This window comes from Olivibacter sp. 47, from assembly GCF_030372825.1.
Lineage (GTDB): Bacteria > Bacteroidota > Bacteroidia > Sphingobacteriales > Sphingobacteriaceae > Olivibacter > Olivibacter oleidegradans.
The window spans coordinates 6,271,282-6,291,865 of record NZ_JAUCNR010000001.1 but is presented as its reverse complement, the minus strand read 5'-3'; the positions used below and the strand labels follow the sequence as shown (position 1 = coordinate 6,291,865).

Annotated in this window: 13 protein-coding genes; 12 read left to right on the top strand and 1 reads right to left on the bottom strand. The window is 42.1% G+C overall.

All coding sequences use genetic code 11. The features are described from left to right. The first annotated feature begins 384 nt into the window (after window positions 1-384). The 8 genes from secA (at window position 385) to QT327_RS27100 (ending at window position 12,060) form a co-directional block, all read left to right on the top strand. Window positions 385-3,687: a preprotein translocase subunit SecA gene (gene secA / locus QT327_RS27135; protein ID WP_130858150.1), complete on the top strand. Its 3,303-nt coding sequence runs from the start codon at window positions 385-387 to the stop codon at window positions 3,685-3,687. A 79-nt stretch (window positions 3,688-3,766) separates the two neighbouring features. Then, the gene (locus QT327_RS27130; protein WP_013663980.1) at window positions 3,767-4,243 is read left to right on the top strand and encodes an SPOR domain-containing protein; all 477 of its coding nucleotides are present in this window, start codon (window positions 3,767-3,769) and stop codon (window positions 4,241-4,243) included. 1 nt (window position 4,244) lies between these two features. After that, window positions 4,245-5,429 carry a M20 metallopeptidase family protein gene (locus tag QT327_RS27125; protein ID WP_130858126.1) on the top strand — a complete coding sequence of 395 codons (1,185 nt, stop codon included), beginning with the start codon at window positions 4,245-4,247 and terminating at the stop codon, window positions 5,427-5,429. 151 nt (window positions 5,430-5,580) lie between these two features. Next, complete coding sequence (locus QT327_RS27120) at window positions 5,581-6,909, top strand: mechanosensitive ion channel family protein (protein ID WP_049795130.1); 1,329 nt, start codon at window positions 5,581-5,583, stop codon at window positions 6,907-6,909. Between the two features lie 476 nt (window positions 6,910-7,385). Continuing rightward, window positions 7,386-9,362, top strand: coding sequence for a DNA primase (dnaG, locus tag QT327_RS27115; RefSeq protein WP_130858125.1), 1,977 nt, complete (start codon window positions 7,386-7,388; stop codon window positions 9,360-9,362). 8 nt (window positions 9,363-9,370) lie between these two features. After that, window positions 9,371-9,739 carry a YraN family protein gene (locus QT327_RS27110; RefSeq protein WP_013663976.1) on the top strand — a complete coding sequence of 123 codons (369 nt, stop codon included), beginning with the start codon at window positions 9,371-9,373 and terminating at the stop codon, window positions 9,737-9,739. Between the two features lie 362 nt (window positions 9,740-10,101). Next, a complete protein-coding gene (locus tag QT327_RS27105; RefSeq protein ID WP_157622175.1) occupies window positions 10,102-11,160 on the top strand; it encodes a glutaminyl-peptide cyclotransferase in 1,059 nt (352 codons plus the stop codon). Between the two features lie 339 nt (window positions 11,161-11,499). Further along, complete coding sequence (locus tag QT327_RS27100) at window positions 11,500-12,060, top strand: RNA polymerase sigma-70 factor (protein ID WP_130858124.1); 561 nt, start codon at window positions 11,500-11,502, stop codon at window positions 12,058-12,060. Window positions 12,061-12,523: 463 nt separating this feature from the next. On the opposite strand, the gene QT327_RS27095 is transcribed toward QT327_RS27100, so the two are convergent. Further along, the gene (locus QT327_RS27095; RefSeq protein WP_165447063.1) at window positions 12,524-12,673 is read right to left on the bottom strand and encodes a hypothetical protein; all 150 of its coding nucleotides are present in this window, start codon (window positions 12,671-12,673) and stop codon (window positions 12,524-12,526) included. A gap of 67 nt (window positions 12,674-12,740) precedes the next feature. Here QT327_RS27095 and QT327_RS27090 point away from each other — a divergent pair, with 67 nt between their 5' ends. The 4 genes from QT327_RS27090 (at window position 12,741) to QT327_RS27075 (ending at window position 20,575) form a co-directional block, all read left to right on the top strand. After that, a complete protein-coding gene (locus QT327_RS27090; RefSeq protein WP_130858123.1) occupies window positions 12,741-13,901 on the top strand; it encodes a FecR family protein in 1,161 nt (386 codons plus the stop codon). A gap of 292 nt (window positions 13,902-14,193) precedes the next feature. Then, entirely contained in the window at window positions 14,194-17,505 is a 3,312-nt protein-coding gene (locus tag QT327_RS27085) for a SusC/RagA family TonB-linked outer membrane protein (protein ID WP_207303806.1), read from the top strand. Between the two features lie 10 nt (window positions 17,506-17,515). Continuing rightward, window positions 17,516-19,069 carry a RagB/SusD family nutrient uptake outer membrane protein gene (locus QT327_RS27080; RefSeq protein ID WP_289554358.1) on the top strand — a complete coding sequence of 518 codons (1,554 nt, stop codon included), beginning with the start codon at window positions 17,516-17,518 and terminating at the stop codon, window positions 19,067-19,069. Window positions 19,070-19,081: 12 nt separating this feature from the next. Further along, window positions 19,082-20,575, top strand: a complete 1,494-nt coding sequence (locus tag QT327_RS27075) for an aryl-sulfate sulfotransferase (RefSeq protein WP_289554357.1) — start codon at window positions 19,082-19,084, stop codon at window positions 20,573-20,575. Window positions 20,576-20,584: the final 9 nt, after the last annotated feature.

The following is a 20,584-nucleotide window of genomic DNA, read 5'->3' as shown; positions in this document are numbered from 1 at the left end:
CCGATAGGGAGGTACTTTAAAGCTTACTGCCTAATGCCATCTGCTTATTGCTTAACTACAGCCTAAGCCTTTCCTAGCCAATGAATGTGCGCTCGCCAACCAATAACCAATAACTAATAACCAATAACCAATAACCAACACCCAATAACCAATAACTAATAACCAATAACTAATAACCAATAACCAATAACCAATAACTAATAACTAATAACTAATAACCAACAGCGAACAATTAACAAACGGCTGAATGCCAATCTCCGAAAGCTGATTACTATTAACAAAAAATCACTAACTTTGACAATTGTATTGATGTCAATATGACGCAACATGGGATTTGGCGCATTTGTTGACACCAATAGCATATATTTTAGATTATTATTGAACATGTTAGGATTCTTAAGTAAAATTTTTGGCAGTAAATCTGATCGTGATATAAAACATATTCGTCCGTTAGTAGATAAAATCAAGGAAGAATTTGCCAAACTGGAGGGATTAAGTCATGATGAACTTCGTGCAAAGACGCTTGATTTTAAGCGACGGATTTCCGACTATTTAGCGGATATTGATGGTGAAATCAACCAGTTGAAAACAGATGCTGAGGAACCACAGGTAGAAATGGCAGAAAAAAATGCCATTTATGACAAAGTAGATAAACTGATTAAAGATCGCGATAAAAAATTAGAGGAAGTATTAATGGAAATACTTCCGGAGGCATTCGCTGTTGTGAAAGAAACGGCACGCCGATTTACTGAAAACACGACGTTAGAAGTGACAGCTAGTGAGTTCGATCGTGATCTGGCAGCGAAAAAGCCAAATGTCGAAATCAAGGGCGATAAAGCTATTTGGCATAACACATGGATTGCTGCCGGGAATCAGGTTACCTGGAATATGGTGCATTATGATGTACAGTTAATCGGTGGTATTGTTCTGCACGAAGGTAAAATTGCTGAAATGGCAACGGGTGAAGGTAAAACATTGGTAGGTACTTTACCCGCTTATTTAAACGCTTTATCCGGACAAGGTGTTCATATCGTGACGGTGAACGATTATTTGGCACGACGTGACTCCGAATGGAATGGGCCTTTATTTGAATTCCATGGTCTTCGCGTAGATTGTATCGACAAACATCAGCCAAACTCTGCGGCTCGCCGCAACGCTTATGCCGCTGATATTGTTTTCGGTACAAACAATGAATTTGGTTTCGATTATCTACGAGATAATATGGCGCAAGCACCGGAAGGCTTGGTGCAACGTAAATTACATTTTGCTATGGTGGATGAGGTTGACTCTGTACTCATTGATGATGCACGTACACCTTTAATTATATCCGGCCCAATTCCCCGTGGCGATGAACATGAATTCTATGATTTGAAACCGCGAATCGAGCGTCTGGTAAATGCACAAAAAGCGTATATCAATACGGTGTTGAACGAAGCGAAGAAAGGAATTTCAAGTGGTAATACCGATGTAGAAGGTGCTGGTATGGCCTTATTACGTGCACATAGAGGCTTACCTAAGAATAAGGCGCTCATTAAATTTCTGAGCGAAGGGAGTAATCGCCAGGTGCTTACGAAAACAGAGAACTATTACCTGCAGGAACAAAGCAAAAATATGCCAAAAGTGGATGCCGAATTGTTCTTTGTAATAGATGAGAAAAATAATCAAGTAGAGTTGACAGAAAAAGGAATTGAGCTAATCACAAGCTCAGGCGAAGATCCTCACTTTTTTGTCATGCCTGATGTAGGGACTGAAATTGCTGAGATTGAAAAGTTAGCGATCTCTGCCGAAGAAAAGGCGCAGAAGAAAGATGAACTGATGCGTGATTTTTCTATTAAATCTGAACGTATTCACTCCGTTAACCAGCTATTAAAAGCTTATACCTTGTTTGAAAAGGATGTAGAATATATCATAGATGAGGGTAAGGTTAAGATTGTCGATGAGCAGACGGGGCGTATCATGGAAGGTCGCCGTTACTCGGATGGGTTACATCAAGCAATTGAGGCGAAAGAAAATGTAAAGGTAGAAGATGCTACACAAACCTACGCGACGATAACTTTACAGAATTATTTTAGAATGTACCACAAGCTAGCAGGTATGACGGGTACGGCGGTGACGGAGGCGGGTGAGCTGTGGCAAATCTATAAGTTGGATGTGGTAGAAATACCAACCAATATCCCAATACAACGTGATGATCGGGAGGACTTGGTTTATCGTACGGCTCGTGAAAAATATAATGCAGTTGCTGAGGAAATCCAAAAGTTAACCGAGGCTGGTCGCCCGGTATTGGTAGGTACGACCTCGGTGGAAATATCAGAATTGTTGAGCCGTATGTTGAAGTTACGCGGTATCAAACACAATGTATTGAATGCTAAACTTCACCAAAGGGAAGCCGACATAGTGGCGGAAGCAGGGCAGGCGGGTACCGTGACCATCGCGACGAACATGGCGGGTCGTGGTACCGACATCAAGTTAGGACCTGGTGTTAAAGAGGCTGGTGGTTTAGCTATTGTTGGTACAGAACGACATGAATCTCGCCGCGTTGACCGTCAGTTGCGCGGTCGTGCCGGTCGCCAAGGTGACCCCGGTTCTTCGCAGTTTTTCGTTTCCTTGGAAGACAATTTAATGCGCTTATTCGGTTCCGAACGTATTTCCAACATCATGGTACGTATGGGCATTGAAGAAGGAGAGGTTATTCAGCATTCGATGATCACCAAATCGATCGAACGAGCACAGAAGAAAGTGGAAGAGAACAACTTCGGTATCCGTAAGCGTTTGCTGGAATACGATGATGTGATGAACTCACAGCGTACCGTGATCTATGCGAAACGTAGAAATGCACTATTTGGGGAACGTTTGGATGTTGATCTGAATAATACCATTTATGATGTGGTTGAAGACTTGGTTACTGAATATAAGGAAACGGGAACCTATGAGGATTTTCAATTGGAATTTATCCGTGTTTTTTCCGTTGATCCTGAGTTGAATCAAGATGCTTTTTTAAGTGGCAACATTGCCGGCTTAACAGATACCTTATTTAGCCGGGTAATCGATTTCTACCACCGCAAAGCGGAGCATATTGCAAATCAGACCTTACCGGTTTTGAAAGACGTGTATGCAACACGTGGTGAACAGATTGAAAATATTGTCGTGCCATTTACTGATGGTCTTCGTGGATTGCAGGTCGCAGCTAACCTAAAGAAAGCGGTTGAAACAAATGGAAAGGAAGTATTTAAGGCCTTCGAAAAAGGGGTTGTTTTATCCTTAATAGATGAGGCTTGGAAAGAGCATTTGCGTGAGATGGACGATTTGAAACAATCGGTGCAAAATGCAGTTTACGAACAAAAGGATCCTATCATTATTTATAAAATGGAAGCCTTTAACCTTTTCAAGGAGATGTTGGTAACCATGAATAAAGATATTGTGGCTTTCTTGTTTAAAGGAGAAATTCCGCATCAGCAGCCACAAGAAGTGCGGGAAGCACGCCGGCCTGTTCAGGAACCCAAAATGCAAGTATCTAAGCCGGAATTGGCCGCAGCAACGTCAGGAGGTGGTCTGCCCGTGGAGGATACCAGGGAAGTGCAAAAGACGCAACCTGTCAGAAATGATAATAAAATAGGAAGAAATGATCCTTGCCCTTGTGGTAGTGGGAAAAAATATAAAAATTGTCACGGTATAGGACAAGTTTAGTTCTTAGCTGTTCGTTCTTAGTTGTTGTCATTTACTCATTTACTAAGAACAATAACAAACAACGAATAACCGTTTGAATATGTTAATAACATCTTGCCTTAAACAAATTTTTATCGCTCTAGGTCTATTGCTTTTCTGTTTTATAGGAAAGGCAATTGCTCAGGATGAGAAGGGGATAGTAGAAGAACATAAAAGTATCTTAATTGAACGTCTACAGAAAGAGCGTATGTTACTGGGTAGTAACACGGTTTTGTCTCCAGCAGATGAATCCAGCAAACCCGGTGTGCCGCTGAAGACCGGTAGAAAAGTTACGGCACGCGGTTATCGGGTACAGATTTACTCTGGAAGCAATCGTAACGAAGCTTACAGCGCGCAGGCAAGGTTTAAGCAAATTTATAAAGATCTTAATACCTATGTCGGCTATCAGCAGCCTAACTATCGGGTGAAGGTAGGTGATTTTACGAGTCGGAGCCAGGCACAAGCACTTATGAATCAGCTTAAGCGGGATTTCAGTTCTGTCTTTATATTTACCGAAACGATTAACATAGAAAACTAACATGTTAAAAGAATCTATCCAAGCATTAGCTCAAACCATTTTCTCTGAGATAGTAGATACGCGCCGTCATCTTCACGCCAACCCGGAATTGTCTTTTCAAGAATACAATACCTCGGTATTTGTCAAAGAGAAATTGGATGCTTTGGGTATCGCTTGGGAAGAAATGGCGAATACTGGAATCGTTGCCCTCATTAAGGGAGAACAAGTCGGGGATGGGGTGATAGCTTTAAGGGCGGATATGGATGCTTTACCAATTAAAGAAGTAGAAGGAAGAACTTATGGATCTAAAAATATAGGTGTTATGCATGCTTGTGGTCATGATGTGCATACTTCTTCCTTATTGGGAACAGCTAAAATACTAGCTTCCTTGAAAAATCAATTTGCAGGAACTGTTAAGTTAATCTTTCAACCTGGAGAAGAAAAGCTTCCTGGAGGGGCAAGTATTATGATAAAAGAGGGAGCGCTTGAAAACCCCAAACCACAAGCTATTATCGGTCAACATGTCATGCCGCTGATCGATGCAGGTAAAGTTGGATTTAGGGCGGGGAAGTACATGGCATCTACTGATGAACTCTATGTAACGGTGAAAGGAAAGGGGGGCCACGGGGCACAACCACAACAAAATATAGACCCTATTGTTATTACCGCACATATTATTACGGCTTTGCAGCAGATCGTAAGTCGTGTAGCCGACCCCAAGATGCCTACCGTCTTGTCGTTCGGTAAAATTAATGCGGAAGGCGCTACGAATGTAATTCCGAATGAGGTTAAGCTGGAGGGAACATTTCGCACATTTGATGAAGAATGGCGCAAAGAGGCGCATAAAAAAATGAAAAAAATGGCCGAAGGCATCGCAGAAAGCATGGGCGGATCCTGTGATTTTGAAGTACGCCACGGTTACCCCTATCTTGTGAATAATGAAGCGCTAACCAAGGAAGCTCGTGGCTATGCCGTTGAATACCTTGGACAGGAAAATGTACTGGATCTAGATCTTTGGATGGCGGGAGAAGATTTCGCTTTCTATTCGCAGGTAACGGATGCTTGTTTTTATCGCTTAGGTACGCGTAATGAAGAAAAAGGAATCACGGCATCGGTACACACCCCTGATTTTGATGTCGATGAAAAAGCATTATCCATAAGTACGGGCTTAATGGCCTATATTGCTCTCAAACGTCTAGGAAACTAGCTGAAAAATCGTATCTTTGCTAATAAGGCCTTTGGCTTATGAATCTATTGGCTCTAACAGATATCTTCTGTTTTTCCGAGCTTTAACATCGTGTTTTTATTTTAACTTATCCGGCCTACGGGTTTGGATGATATTTAAAACCTATTCCACAATGGACAATTTAGAAAGCAGCTTAGAGAAATCCTCCAATTTTATTAGTGAATTCACCTATCACAAACTCATTGATCTCGGCATAAACAAAGAAGTGGCTACTTATGTGAATGTCTTTGTTCTGCTCGCAATTTTGGTATTTCTAGTTTATGCCGTACAACATGTTGTGAGAAAAGCACTGAAAATCGCTTTTACTAAAATTTACAATAGTACGCAACTTCGGTTTTTCGATTATCTGTTAAAAAACCGCTTTCCTCATTTTCTTGCACTGATAGCACCATTCAGCCTGGTGAAAAATTCGATACCGGTTGTATTTAATGACTTCCCGCATTTAATAAATCCCTTGGACATCGCCATGGAAGTTTACATGGTTTTTATGATCATATCCATTGTGATGGCCATTATAAGGTCGGGTGCCGACGTATTACGAGAAAAACCCGAATTTTCAGCTAAACCAATGGAGAGTTATCTACAGGTTATTCGGATGGTTTTCTTTCTATTTGGTGCCGTAGCTATTTTTTCCAGTATAACCGGTCAATCCCCGACGGCTTTCTTTGCCGCTATGGGCGCTGCTTCGGCGATTCTATTACTCATGTTTAAAGATACCATCATGGGGTTTGTGGCCAGCATTCAGGTAACAACCAATGATATGGTTCGTATCGGCGACTGGATCACCATGCCTAAATACGGCGCAGATGGCGACGTGGAAGAAATTAACCTAACAACCGTAAAAGTGCGTAATTTCGATAAAACGATTACCACTATTCCTACCTATACCCTTATATCCGATTCATTTCAGAATTGGCGCGGAATGCAAGAATCCGGTGGGCGTCGCATTAAAAGGGCAATCATTATTAAACAGGGCAGCATTCGCTTTGTGGGTGACGAAGAGCTTCCTCGTTTCCAAAAAATACAAGGAATTCGTGATTATATTGACGAGCGCGGAGAAGTGATTAAAAAGCACAACGAAAAAATAGGAGCAGACAGGACCGTTGCATTGAATGGGCGAAACTTTACGAACTTCGGACTTTACAGAAAATATATTGATTGGTATCTGAATAATCATCCAGGGCTTCATAAGGGCATGACGTTGATGGTTAGGCAATTGGCGCCAACTGAAAATGGCTTGCCTTTGGAGTTATATGCTTTTACCAATACAACCAAGTGGGCCGAATATGAATATATAATGGCTGATATTTTTGATCATTTAATAGCAGCAGTACCATATTTCGGATTGCAAATTTTCGAGCGAACTTCCGGGAACGATGCCTTCGGAATCAAATTTGCCAATGGACCAGAAGTAAAGAATGAAAAGCTAGGTATTAAGTAGTGATGAGTGAGGAGTGATGAGTGAGGAGTGATGAATGAGGAGTAGCAGTAGCGAAAGCGGAAACAAGTGATATGCGAATAGGCTTTTTTACTGTCCCTCCATGAGGCAGGCCATCCCTCCGGTAGGCTTTTGAATTATTGATGCTTTGTTAGTTCTTTAAGGTATCAATGAGCCCTTCGGGGTTATTGATGCTTTGTTAGTTTTTTTAAGGTATCAATGAGCCCTTCGGGGTTATTGATGCTTTGTTAGTTTTTTTAAGGTGTCAATGAGCCCTTCGGGGTTATTGATGCTTTGTTAGTTTAGTTAGTATATGAGCCCTTCGGGCTTGTTACTTATCCTGATACCTACCTGCCTGCCGGCAGGCAGGTGTCTTGCTACCAAATTCTGCACTCGCAACTAATAACTAGCAACCAACAACTAATAACTAGCAACCAACAACCACTAACCAATAACGAAAATTACTATCTTTACCAAGAATGATTAAGCAGGAAACAATCGGGAAAATTTTGGATGCCGCTCGTATCGAAGAAGTGGTGGGTGACTTTGTGGACTTAAAGAAACGGGGAACGAGCTTAATTGGTGTTTGCCCATTCCATAATGAAAAGACACCTTCTTTTCATGTTTCTGTAAGCAAGGGTATTTATAAGTGTTTTGGTTGTGGCGCTGGAGGGGATTCAGTACGCTTTGTTATGGAGCTTGAGAAATATTCCTACCCGGAAGCGTTACGCTACTTGGCGCAGAAATATAATATAGAAGTTGAGGAGGTTGAACTATCTCCGGAGCAGGCGGCGGCAAGCGACAAGCGCGAAAGCCTATTGATCATTACCAATTGGGCGGCTAAATTTTTCCGTGAAAGCCTCTGGGATACAGAGGACGGTCAGGCTATCGGTCTGAGTTATTTTCGCGAACGGGGTTATCGGGATGATATCATTAAAAAGTTCGAACTGGGTTATTCCCCCGAAGCATGGGCAGCTTTATATGAAGAAGCCGTAAAGGGTGGCTTCAGCGAAGAATTCTTGGACGAAACAGGCTTGATAATTCGTAGAGATGACGGGAAACGTTATGATCGGTTCCGAGGGCGGGTGATGTTTCCTATACATAACCTGACAGGACGTGTCTTGGGTTTTGGAGGAAGAACGCTCAAAACAGATAAGAAGACGCCGAAATATGTTAACTCACCTGAGAGCTTAATTTATCATAAATCCGATGTTCTTTACGGTTTATACTTTGCCAAGAAGGCAATAACGGACCAGGATAATTGTTTTCTCGTGGAAGGTTATGCGGATGTGATTTCCATGCACCAGGCGGGCGTCGAAAACGTGGTTGCCTCCTCAGGAACTTCATTGACCACTGGTCAAATCCGACTGATTTCAAGATTTACGCGAAATGTAACCATTTTATACGATGGCGATGCTGCGGGTATCAAAGCATCGTTAAGGGGAATGGATATGTTGTTAGAAGAAGGGATGAACGTTAAAGTGCTCCTTTTTCCCGACGGAGACGATCCGGATTCTTTTGCCATGAAACATGGCGCAATGCAATTCAAACAATATATAGCGGAAAACAGTAAGGATTTTATTTTTTACAAGACCGACATTCTACTCAAAGATGCCGGGAATGACCCCGTAAAACGTGCGGGTGTTATTCATGATGTGGTAGACAGTATCGCGCTTATTCCCGATGATATTAAGGCTTCTGTATTTATACGAGAATGTAGCCGATTGTTGGATATTGAAGAACGTTTGTTGATCGCAGAATTAAACAAACAAAAGCTGCAAGCAATCAAGAAAAATCAAAAGTCTTCGGATTCATCTGCTGCTGCAAACGCTCCCTTTGGTGGAGATGAGCCACCTCCTGACCTGTTTATGGACCCGCGGGATATGGCGGAAACACGCTCGCAGGAGGAACTGCAGCCCGCACTATCGCAATCTATCGCTTTACAGGAGCGTGAGATTATCCGCTTGCTCATTAATTATGGACAAATACCCGCGAAATGGGAACAGGACTACCCCATTGCCTTCGTGTTATTTGCAGGTTTGCAAGACATTGAGTTTGCAGATCCTTTGTGTCAAAAGATCATAACCATTTACTTGGAATTTATTGAACGCGAGGAATTACCGGACGAACGCTATTTTATTAGTCATGCAGATCGCGAAATTGCAGATTTGGCTATTTCCCTGCTTTCATCGCCGTATAGCCTAAGCCCTAATTGGAACGATGAGAAACGAAAGATTTATGTATCTCAAGAAACAGATAATTTAAAAAATGCAGTATTGGGAGCGCTTTATCGTATAAAGAAACGGAAGGTAGAACAAAATATGCAGGAAGTTAGAGAGGCCTTGAAAATAGAGCATAATGAAGCGAATTTGGAAATCCTTATCGACAAATATCAAAAGCTAAAGATGATGGAAAAGGAGTTGACAGGTTACTTGGGAACTGTGATTGTTAAATAATTCAATGAATGGCTACGCATCAGATAACCGGTTCGGATGGAGAACGGGCCGCACTGCAGTATTTATTGCATCAGGGCTATTATTTGGTGAAGCAGAATTGGCGCTATAAGCATCTAGAGGTCGACTTGATCATGAAAGATGGGACTCAATTGGTCTTTGTTGAAGTAAAAACCCGGTCTAGTAGCGGTTTTGGACTTCCTTACGAAGCCGTTAATTGGCAAAAACAACGTAAGCTATCACAAGCGGCAACCATTTATATTCGTCAACATCACTATGCGGGTGAGATCCGTTTCGATATCGTTTCTATTTTTGCAAATAAAGATAAAAAATATAATATCCGACATATCAAAGACGCCTTTTGGCCTAGGTATTCTTAGTTATTGGTTATTGGTTATTGGTTATTCGTTATTGGTTATTTGTTATTAGTTATTGGTTAGTTGTTATTAGTTATTAGTTATTGGTGTCTGGTTATGACGTACTTTTGTGAGGACAGGTTTAGTATCAGGACACCTGCCTGCCGGCAGGCAGGTAAGTATCAGGTATCAAGACGTAGGTATCAGGATAAGTAGAAAAGAGATTCATCACTCATGATTCCTGCCTACCGGCAGGCAGGCAACACTCATCACTACTTAACGTCTCAACTACTCAACAATTAACTATACCTAAAATATTACTATTCTCTAAGTTTGTATCATAGGAATAAATTATGTCATATACACTACATCTTCTATATTTGTGTATGAACAAATTTTTGCTTCTGGCATTGACTGCCTTATGTAGTGTGGCGGCTTGTGATCGAGAAAAATCGAATAATTCATCCAATAAATCGTTGAGCTTTAGCGCTGTTGAACCAGGATCTTTGATCAACAAAGGCGACAGTGTTTCTCTGCAACTCAGTTTACCGGCAGACCTTTCTTTTGATTCAATTGCTTATTCATTAAATGATAAGCCTTATGTAACGGTAAAAGACAGTGGCGCCGTTTGGTTAAAGACAGATAGTTTGGGTATGGGAAGTCAGCTTATCACTGCTAATGTCTTTAAGGCAGGGCAGTCAGAAAGCGCTAGTACGAATATTGTTGTTGTAGCATCCAAACTTCCTGAACAATACAGTTTTACGGTGGTTAATACGTATCCGCACGATGCTCACGCTTATACGCAGGGTCTAGAATATCATGATGGCTTTCTGTATGAAAGCACTGGACAGCGCGGACAATCAACCCTGCGGAAAGTGGAGTTAAAAACCGGTAAGGTTGTAAAGAAAATCGATCTCCCCTCCAAATATTTTGGAGAAGGAATGACCTTTGTCGGTGATAAAATTGTTCAGTTAACCTGGGAAGAAGGCGTTGGATTTGTGTATGATAGAAACTCTTTCGAAAAGGTGGGAGAATTTCCTTACCAAGCAAGCAAAGAGGGTTGGGGATTATGCTTTGACGGACAGCGTCTGATCAAATCAGATGGTAGCAACCGTCTTTATTTCCTAAATAAAGATAATTTTAAAGAGGAAGGCTTTATCGAAGTATATAACCACAAAGGTCCTGTTGATAAGTTGAACGAATTGGAGTACATTGATGGAAAAATCTATGCCAACGTTTATTACTCTGATGTCGTCGTGGTAATCGATCCACATTCAGGACAAGTGGAGGCTGAGATTAATCTTATTGGCTTGTTGCCTCAGAAAGATGTGACCGAAGATACCAATGTACTCAATGGGATCGCTTATGATCAGCAGGGTAAACATCTCTACGTAACAGGCAAAAACTGGGATAAACTATTTGAAATTAAGTTATTGGGACGATGAGAAGTAATAGAGTATATGCGCATTGAGTGAGGAGTAATGAGTGCCTTGTCATGAGTTCAACGCTTATTGTCCATAGTTACAGTCGAAAGCCGACATCCGATCCGATAGCTGAAAGCTAATACCTAAACCTTATACCTACAGCTTGGTCGGTACCGACCGACAGCTGATATCAAAACACGCAATCGGTTGCGTTTGCAAAGGATTTGCATTTCATCTAAAAAGTTTCTACACTTGATCGATACAATCAATCTTTCTGATAAGAATCGCTAGTTCAATTATATTAACCAATACTAAGCAGGGTATTTACTAGATATTGATTATCTAATACATAGGTGCTTTATGATGAATGAACCCAATTACATGGACCAACCGAATCGTTTGTCAGTTGAAGACTTATTCAAAAAGTATTATCTGCGTTTGTTTGAATTCGCGTATAAGCTTTCGGGCAATGAGGAGGAAGCGGAAGATTTGGTGCAGGACGCTTTCGTTGTCTTCTGTGAACAGACAAATGGTACGCTTTGGAGCGAACATGCCATTAAATCATATTTGTATACAACCATTAAACATGATGCGTTCAATCGATTTAGACACCATAAGGTGGTCGAAAAATATCAAAAACAGCATCCGGACCAATTATTAGAAGATTTTCAGATCGATAACTTTTTAATTCATGCAGAAGTTCTCGGGGAATTAATGGCCGCCTTAGATAAGCTTCCGGGAGGCTGTGCCATGATATGCAGGATGGGATACTTGGAAGGACTAAAGAACCCGCAAATTGCTGAGCTTTTAGGTATAAGTATCCATACTGTAAAAAGTCAAAAACAGCGAGCCCTTCATCTACTCAAAGAGCAATTGAAGCCCGAGCTTTTTACGGTGCTTCTTGTCACCTTGTTAAAATAAGCTTGCAGTACCACGAGTATTCAATCGCATATACTTCGTAATAGCGCTTAGATTAAAAGAAGGATTATTTTAGTCATATTTTTATTCTCTTTAATTTCATCTCACTTTACCTTCGATGCAAAGTGAGGCAAACATCAAGGCTGTCCAGTTCTCGCTAAAAATTCGGTTCCTATCCCTCTGTTCTGCGGAGCCGCCCCTATTCACAATTCCTTCCCTTCGCTTTTTCGCATAGCACTTTAGCCCGCCCTGCTAACCGAATTTTCTTTACGCTCACCCTGGAAGGCCGTTTTACCCTGCGCCATCACCCAGACGCATAGCCGTTCCGAAGGACGTCAATGGCCTAGTCTGTGGAGGCAGCAACCGGCAGTCAAAGATGCCCCTTCACCATTATTATGCGAAGCAGACGGTAATCAGTGAATCGACGAACGAAGGACATGCCATTGTGTAAGAGGGTGGCTCCGATTCACGGATGGGCATCTTGACCACGGGTTGCAACGGAATAGACAAGCCGAAGCACCTTGCCCCACTTGGGTGCGTCCAAGTGGGATGTATAAAATAAACCTTTGATTTCATTAGGCAGTTGCTTTTCCTGAGCAACCTGTATTTTCTTCATAATTTTTTTCATTTTCTTCCATACTTTTTTTATCCGAAGGTGCTTTAGCAGTATATAACGAAGAGGTATGTACGACGACCCACTGGAAAAGGCTCGATTGATAGCCGGGTACATTCAAGGTACACTTTCTGAGCAGGAGGAGTCTCAATTTTTAGATTTACTGGAGCGAGACAAAAACCTGCAAGATCTGTTGGAAATGTATAAGGACACACCAACGATAGCAAGTCGTATAAAGACTTTAAAAGAAAGGGATACCGAAAAGGCTTGGAATCGCTTTAAAGAAAAAGCAAATAAGGGATCCAGGCGCCGAATAAATTCCTTTTGGATAAGTATCGCTGCGGGCATCGCTTTATTCTTAACCTTTACGCTCAAGCACTTTAATCACCGAGACAATAAGGTAATTCCTGACAGTTCCCATCGCTATGCGAATGATGTGTTACCTGGTGAAAGTAAGGCGAAATTAGTGCTTTCCGACGGTAGTGCCATTCACCTTGGTAGCAAATCGGTGGCGCTTAATGAACATGATGGGACGAATATGCAGGGAACTAAAGAAGAACTGATCTATCGAGGAGAAAAGGCAAGCGCGGCCCGGTTAATCTATAATACACTTTTTGTTCCTCCCGGGGGTAACTACCGTCTTACCTTACCTGACGGAACAAAGGTTTGGCTTAATGCCGCATCAAAACTTGTTTTTCCGGTCAGTTTTGCTAATAATGAAAGGCTAGTTACCTTGGAAGGTGAGGCCTATTTTGAAGTGGCAAGGGACAAAAAGCGCCCTTTTAAAGTCACAATGAATGATACAAAAATTACTGTTTTAGGGACAAGCTTTAACGCACGATCCTATGAAAAGGAAAGCATGACAACCCTCGTTAGTGGCGCGGTAAAAGTTCATTACGGCAGCAGCCTATATGATCTAAAACCGGGGCAATGTGCCGTCGCTGATGGTAATGATCTTAACATAGGAACTGCTGATATTGAAAAAGCTCTTGCGTGGAAAGAAGGACACTTTTTATTCAATGAAGATGCCATCAAACCTATTTTAGAGGAAGTTGCTCGCTGGTATGATCTCGAACTATCATACAAAGGAAAACTTCCCGATATCCATATTGGTGGCAGTATCAGTCGAAAAGAGAGGTTAAGCGAAGTACTCGAAATGCTGAAAGAAGTAAGCGGATTGAATTTTAATGTGAACGGACGAAAGCTCCAAATTATAGCAAATCCTAGTTGAAATGAACTTGAAATCAAAACCAACCTAATAGTTAGTAAAAACGTCAAACGAATACCGGGAGTGGGCCAACACTCCCGGTAAAAGTTAAGGCACTCGTATTATGATTGAAGGATATAATAACCAAACCCTAACTATACGAAAGTATGAAATATCCAGGTAGTATAAGCACTACAAATGTGAATAAATTAGACCGAATATTCCATATGGACGTAGCAGCAAAACAGATATGAATCGTTTATCTCGAGAGAAAGCGTCGGGAAGGAAGACGCTTTACTTACAAATTGTAAGGATTATGAAATTAACATGGCTGATGGTCTTTGTCTTTTCGTGGGGTGTCTATGCAGCAGGGAAGGCGCAACAGGTCAGCATATCGCTAGAGAATGCGCCACTGAAAGAGGTATTGCAAGCACTGAAAAGACAGACACACTATCGTTTCCTTTACAACGAGGAACAGCTGAAGGCGGCAGGTACTGTTTCCTTAAAGCTACATAACGTGCCGGTGGAGGAAGTTTTGCAAAAGGCTTTAAATAGCAAAAAATTGCAATATAAGAGACATAACACCACCATCACGATTGCTCCTGTTTCAGCTCTAAGCTCAAGCCGCGAAATGATGCAGCAACAGGACCTGGATATACGCGGTACGGTCCGAGATTCGGTAGCGGCATTGACGGGTGTTTCGGTATTTGTGAAGGGCAGGGCATCTAACGGTACCACGACTAATGCGAATGGGCAGTATCAGTTAAAAGTGCCTGAGGGGGCTACCCTAGTCTTCCGATTTATCGGTTATGCCGAAAAGGAGGTTCCCGTAACAAACGCCGGAACTATTGATGTTGTTTTGAGCAATATCGAATCGCGACTAGATGAAGTGGTAGTTGTTGGTTATGGTACACAAAAGAAAGGAGATTTGACGGGCTCAATCGCTTCGCTAAGTGCCGATGACTTAACAAAAGGAGGCGCGATCAGTAATGTCGCGCAGGCTATTCAGGGACGTGCATCCGGTGTAGTAGTCACACAAAACTCAAAAGCCCCAGGTGGAAGTATGTCTATTCGCATACGTGGCTCCAACTCAGTAAGTAGCAGTAATGAACCGCTTTATGTCATTGACGGTTTCCCCAGCAATAATGGGGTCAACATTAATCCAGACGACATTGCGTCTATGGAAATTTTAAAAGATGCATCCGCTACGGCTATTTATGGCTCACGGGGTGCTAACGGTGTGGTGATGATTACCACAAAACGGGGTAAAGCTGGGCAAAGCAATGTCGCTTACAACGGATATATCGGAACGCAAAAGGCAATCAATCCTTATCATTTGCTGGACGGTAAATCCTATATGTTGCTTGCTAATGAGTTGTATAAAGAAATCAACGGACAGGAAGGAATTGAGAATGGTGTTTATACGCAATCGCAATTGAATTCAACCATCAACACAGATTGGGTGAAAGAAGCTACTCGAACCGCTACCGTACAAAATCATAATCTACAATTTACAGGTGGGAGTGAGAAGACGAAGGTATTAAGCAGTGTGGGTTACTTCGATCAAAAGGGGATTCTAAAAACTACCGACTTCAAACGTGTATCCGGAAGAGTCAACATCGATCAAACTATTAATGATTATGTACGTGCAGGTGCTTCCATCTTTGGTCAAAGAGAAAATTCCAACTACCAAATATATGATGGAAATATCTTGAATTCCAATGTGCTCTACAGTGTGCTGACTTATGATCCCACCGTTCCGGTATATGATGCGAATGGTGCCTTTGGCCGTCCTCCCGGAGGAAGAGGAGACAACCCACTTGCAAATTTAATGGCTCGTCAGAACGATGTACAAAAGGATAAGCTTAATGGGAACGTTTATTTGGAGATAAAACCATTTGAAGGCCTAACTGCACGGTTTGACGCGGGCACCGAAATTCTGCATGATCAATTGGGTACTTACTTGTCGCAAGACTCTTATCAAGGTAGTATCGATAAGGGAGTAGCCTCCCAGTCGGATTATAACCTGACCCACAATTTAGCGGACATGTTTATTACCTACGATAAAGGTTTCGGCAAGCATCACCTAAATCTAATGGGCGGTTACTCTTATGAAAAATTTACAAATAGTAATAAGGGAATCAATGTGTATGGATTCTCAACAGACTTGTATGGTTATAACAACCTGGGTGCGGCATCTACCATCTCGGGTGTCAATTCTTATAAATCGGAAAATATGCTGATTTCATTTTTCGGTCGGGCAAATTATTCTTTTGATGATAAATACCTGTTTACTTTCACCGTAAGGCACGATGGTTCTTCGCGCTTTGGCTCCGACAACAAATGGGGCACCTTTCCTTCCGGATCTTTCGCCTGGAAGTTGATCAACGAATCTTTTATGCGAAACCAACAATTGTTCTCCGATCTTAAGTTGCGTCTGGGTTATGGTAAAACCGGGAATGAACGGATTGGGAATTATGCTTCTTACGGATTAATGAGCAATGCCAATTATACCTTTGATGGAATCAATAATACCAGTGGTACCTATTTAAATAGCTCATCACCTGCTAATACAAGACTTAAATGGGAGACGACCAGCCAGTACGATGCCGGAATAGACTTCGCTTTGTTGAATGATCGTATTGCCGTTACCATGGACGCTTACTATAAAAAGACAAGCGACCTCTTGATTAAATTGAATTTACCTCTGTACTCCGGATATTCCTCTGGTCAAAGTAATGTTGGTTCTGTTTCCAATAAGGGATTTGAGTTCGCTATCGCTACAAAAAATTTAACCGGAGCTTTCACCTGGGACACGAAATTGAATTTTGCCATGAACCGCAATAAAGTGCTTGATCTTGGTGGCGATAACGATATCTTTATTACTTCTTCCAAGCCAATGGGAACCGTTTCTGAAGAGGCTTATGCCATTATTCGCGAAGGAGAGCCGCTCGGTTCGCTTTTTGGATACAAATATATTGGCGTTATTCAGCAGGGAGAAGCCTACGCGGCACAACCTAATTCGAAAGCCGGCGATCCGAAATTTGCCGATGTCAATGGAGATGGTATTATTACCGCTGCGGATAGAACAATCATCGGATCTGCTTATCCAAAGCTTACCTATGGAATCACCAATACCTTCGCTTACAAAAATTTCGACTTATCTGTTTTCATTTATGGGAATTTGGGTAACGACCTGCTAAATATGACGCGCATGAATTTGGAATGGAATCGTTCTACAGATGCATTGAATCGCTGGACACCCGAAAATACCAACACCGACTTGCCTCGAAATGGATTCTATTATACAGAATATGGGGGGTATGTGAATGATCATTTTGTGGAAGACGCCTCCTTTTTGCGGTTAAAAAATTTAACATTAGGCTACACAGTACCCCTAAAAACCAAAGCGATGCAATCATTACGCATATATGTAATGGCTGAAAATCTGTTTACAATCAGTGGTTATTCAGGCTGGGATCCAGAGGTCGACACGAAAGGCTATGAAAATGATGCGCTGATTAAATATAGTTCCAATGCGCAAACGGCTAACGCGGGTGCTGGTTTGGACTTTAACTCTTATCCTAGCATGCGTGCCTTTACTTTTGGTGTTAATGTTAACTTTTAAAGAAAAAAAAATGAACTTCATAAAATTAAGCCACCGTTTTTTATGCCTCGCAACAATATGGGCTACGATTAGTGCTTGTACAAAATTGGAACCTGAGCTATACAGCGATTTGACTACCGAAAATGCGTATTCCTCGGAGAGTGATATAAACGCGGCATTAACTGGTACTTATGCGAGTCTAGGGCCTTACCCGGGTGATGCCTATCTTTACTACGCGGGCTATTTGGTGATGATTACCGATTACGCAACCGATATGGGTTTCTCTACTGCGGCTGGTAATCCGACCCATTTGAGCAATTTTTCTTACGACGAAAACAATCGCTATTTTAAGAATAACTGGCAAAATATGTATCAGGTTATAGCGAATGCCAATCTGTTGATTGATAATATTACCGCTGTATCAGGGATGAGCGATGAAAATAAAAACCTTGTGATAGGACAAGCTCGTTTTCTAAGGGCATTGGCCTATAATGACCTAACGGATGCTTGGGGGCCGGTACCTTTGATCACTTCCACAAAAAATCCAGCGGAAAGTTATAATACACCTTTATCTGCCGTTGAACAGGTAGATTCTTTAATTCATGCGGACTGCCTTTTCGCAGCGGAGGTGCTCCCGGAAAGCTGGACGAGTGAGCTAGGCTTAGCACGCGCAACTAAAGGTGCAGCGCTAACACTTTTAGGTAAAAACTATATGCGCGCCCATAACTATGAGCAGGCAAAAGTATACATCGATCAAGTGCTTTCGCTACGTGATAAGGGCGTTTATACCTTAAATCCCGATTTTAAAAACGAATGGTCCGAATCAAACAAAATGGATAAAGGTATGATATTCGGTATTTTACATGAATCATCACTCAATGGTGGTGAAATTGCCAACCATTTCGGTCCTACTGATCACCAAGAGGTGACTGACCGTTGGCAGTATTACGGGGTTTCTTTACAATTCTGGCGTAAGTTTGATGACCGCGACCCACGAAAGCAGTTCTTCTACTATAATTATGAAGGAAAAGCGGCAAGAGACGGGTCTACTACACACGGGTTTTACTATACGATTCCAAACCCTGGACAAACCACCGCGCCCAATGATACCACAAAATTATTGCAGAACGTAGCGACTAAGAAGTACTCTTATGAAATGGTGAACAGTTCGTACTTGGACGGACGAACCATCCAGGTATTTCGTATAGCCGATGTAATCTTGTGCAAAGCTGAAATCGAGAATGCATTATCAGGCCCATCAGCGGGTCTACCCTACATCAATGAAATCAGAAAAAGAGCAGGGGCTCCACTTTTAGGCGAAAGTGCCGATTTTCCAGCTCCTGCAACGAAGGAGGAGTTTGTTAACGCACTGGTTGACGAGCGTGGTTTCGAGCTCGTTTTTGAGTACAAGCGTAAAGCAGATTTGGTGCGATTAGGTAAATATGAAGAAGTATGCAATGCTTATCTAAAAGCCCGTGGCATGACGCCGAAGGTTACCGAAAAGCTTCGCTATTTTCCATATCCCTTAGATGAAGCGAACCTGCATCCTGAAATGGCAGCAGCCAACGCCCAACGTTTACCCTAGCACTTTTTTAGTATGCGTATACTCAAAATTGTTATCGGAGCCCTTGTAATAGCCGTCTTGTATGCCTGCTACTATTTTTATAGTCAATATGTTCAGCTAGTTAACATTCAGTTGTCTTCGCCGGATAACTCTGCCATCAAGGAGGATATTCATGTAAAATTGAATAGACCAGCGGCGGCCTATGTAGAATATTGGAGCGCGAATGGCGAGCACTATTATACCCCCGTAAAAGGCGAGAAAAAAGACCATATCTTCAATCTCTTGATGTTGGATGCCGATACCGACTATCACTACCGTATTGTGCTCGATCGGTTGATTCCGGTAAAATCGAAAGTCATGCGTTTTAAAACGCGAAAGCAATCGCCTTGGATGGTGCATGACTGGATTAAAGAGGAACATCCCCATGATCCTCGGGCAATGGGCGATGGGTTAACGATGCTTTGCTATCGGGAGTTTCCGGGATACATTGCCATGGTTGATGGAAAGGGAGCAATCAAGTGGTACTGGCAAGACGAAAAGATGGGGGTACGGATCGCTTCGCTTACTCCCCGTGGTACTATATTGGCGCTCTTAGCGCCGGTAGGGAAGGACGAATTCTATAAGCCGGAACCTAACAAAGCTTTTGTAAAAAGTGGTATGGGATACAGCTTACGGACTGGTAAAATGGGTTATATGGGCGGAACGGAGCTCGCTGAAATTGATCTCACCGGGCGGGTGCGTTGGCGATTGAATGTAGATAAGCTTGGATTAATTGTGCACCACGATTTACGTATGGATAAGGCCAATCACATTGTGGCGGTTGTTCGGGATTATATCTTGCCGGAAAAACAGACGGGAAAACCTATCGATACCTTATGGGGTGATGGTATCGTCGTAATGGATACGACCGGGAAGGTATTAAAAAAATGGTCGACATGGGATCACTGGGATTTGGCAAAAGATAGGCGGTTAGACAGCTTAAAACATGATCGATTTCATATTAATACCATCTCTTTCGACAAAGACAGTAATTACCTGGTGTCGTCTCCTATCGAGAATCAAGTATGGAAAATCAACGCTCAAACAGGAAAAACCATGTGGCGATTGGGACAGGGCGGAGACTTTCAATTAGATGCTTCCGACTTTTTCTATTTTCAACACGCGCCGCATATCAATAAAGACGGTGATTTAATGCTTTTCGATAACGGCGATTTTTCTCCTCGGGACTCTTCTACCGCAAATAAGAAATCCAGAGCTTTATCTTTTTCCCTGGATGAGAAAAGGAAAACAGCATCAAAAAAATTGGATGTTCCGCTGCCTGGCAAGCAATATACAGCAAGAATGGGAAGTGCTTATTTACTGCCTAACGGGAACGTGCTGCAAACCAGTTCAAAGACAGGGAGCGTTTTAATATCCGATAAACAAGGGAACGTGCTATGGGAGTTGAATACCTATTTTATACCTTATCGCGCGGAGTATGTGCCGGCCAAATTTTGGCAGGATTATGTAAAAATGAAGCCGGATTAAAAAAGCCTA

Coding starts and splice junctions, on each gene's coding strand:
- secA (WP_130858150.1), top strand. CDS start 385: ATGTTAGGATTCTTAAGTAAAATTTTTGGCAGTAAATCTGATCGTGAT.
- QT327_RS27130 (WP_013663980.1), top strand. CDS start 3,767: ATGTTAATAACATCTTGCCTTAAACAAATTTTTATCGCTCTAGGTCTA.
- QT327_RS27125 (WP_130858126.1), top strand. CDS start 4,245: ATGTTAAAAGAATCTATCCAAGCATTAGCTCAAACCATTTTCTCTGAG.
- QT327_RS27120 (WP_049795130.1), top strand. CDS start 5,581: ATGGACAATTTAGAAAGCAGCTTAGAGAAATCCTCCAATTTTATTAGT.
- dnaG (WP_130858125.1), top strand. CDS start 7,386: ATGATTAAGCAGGAAACAATCGGGAAAATTTTGGATGCCGCTCGTATC.
- QT327_RS27110 (WP_013663976.1), top strand. CDS start 9,371: ATGGCTACGCATCAGATAACCGGTTCGGATGGAGAACGGGCCGCACTG.
- QT327_RS27105 (WP_157622175.1), top strand. CDS start 10,102: ATGAACAAATTTTTGCTTCTGGCATTGACTGCCTTATGTAGTGTGGCG.
- QT327_RS27100 (WP_130858124.1), top strand. CDS start 11,500: ATGATGAATGAACCCAATTACATGGACCAACCGAATCGTTTGTCAGTT.
- QT327_RS27095 (WP_165447063.1), bottom strand. CDS start 12,673: ATGAAGAAAATACAGGTTGCTCAGGAAAAGCAACTGCCTAATGAAATC.
- QT327_RS27090 (WP_130858123.1), top strand. CDS start 12,741: ATGTACGACGACCCACTGGAAAAGGCTCGATTGATAGCCGGGTACATT.
- QT327_RS27085 (WP_207303806.1), top strand. CDS start 14,194: ATGAAATTAACATGGCTGATGGTCTTTGTCTTTTCGTGGGGTGTCTAT.
- QT327_RS27080 (WP_289554358.1), top strand. CDS start 17,516: ATGAACTTCATAAAATTAAGCCACCGTTTTTTATGCCTCGCAACAATA.
- QT327_RS27075 (WP_289554357.1), top strand. CDS start 19,082: ATGCGTATACTCAAAATTGTTATCGGAGCCCTTGTAATAGCCGTCTTG.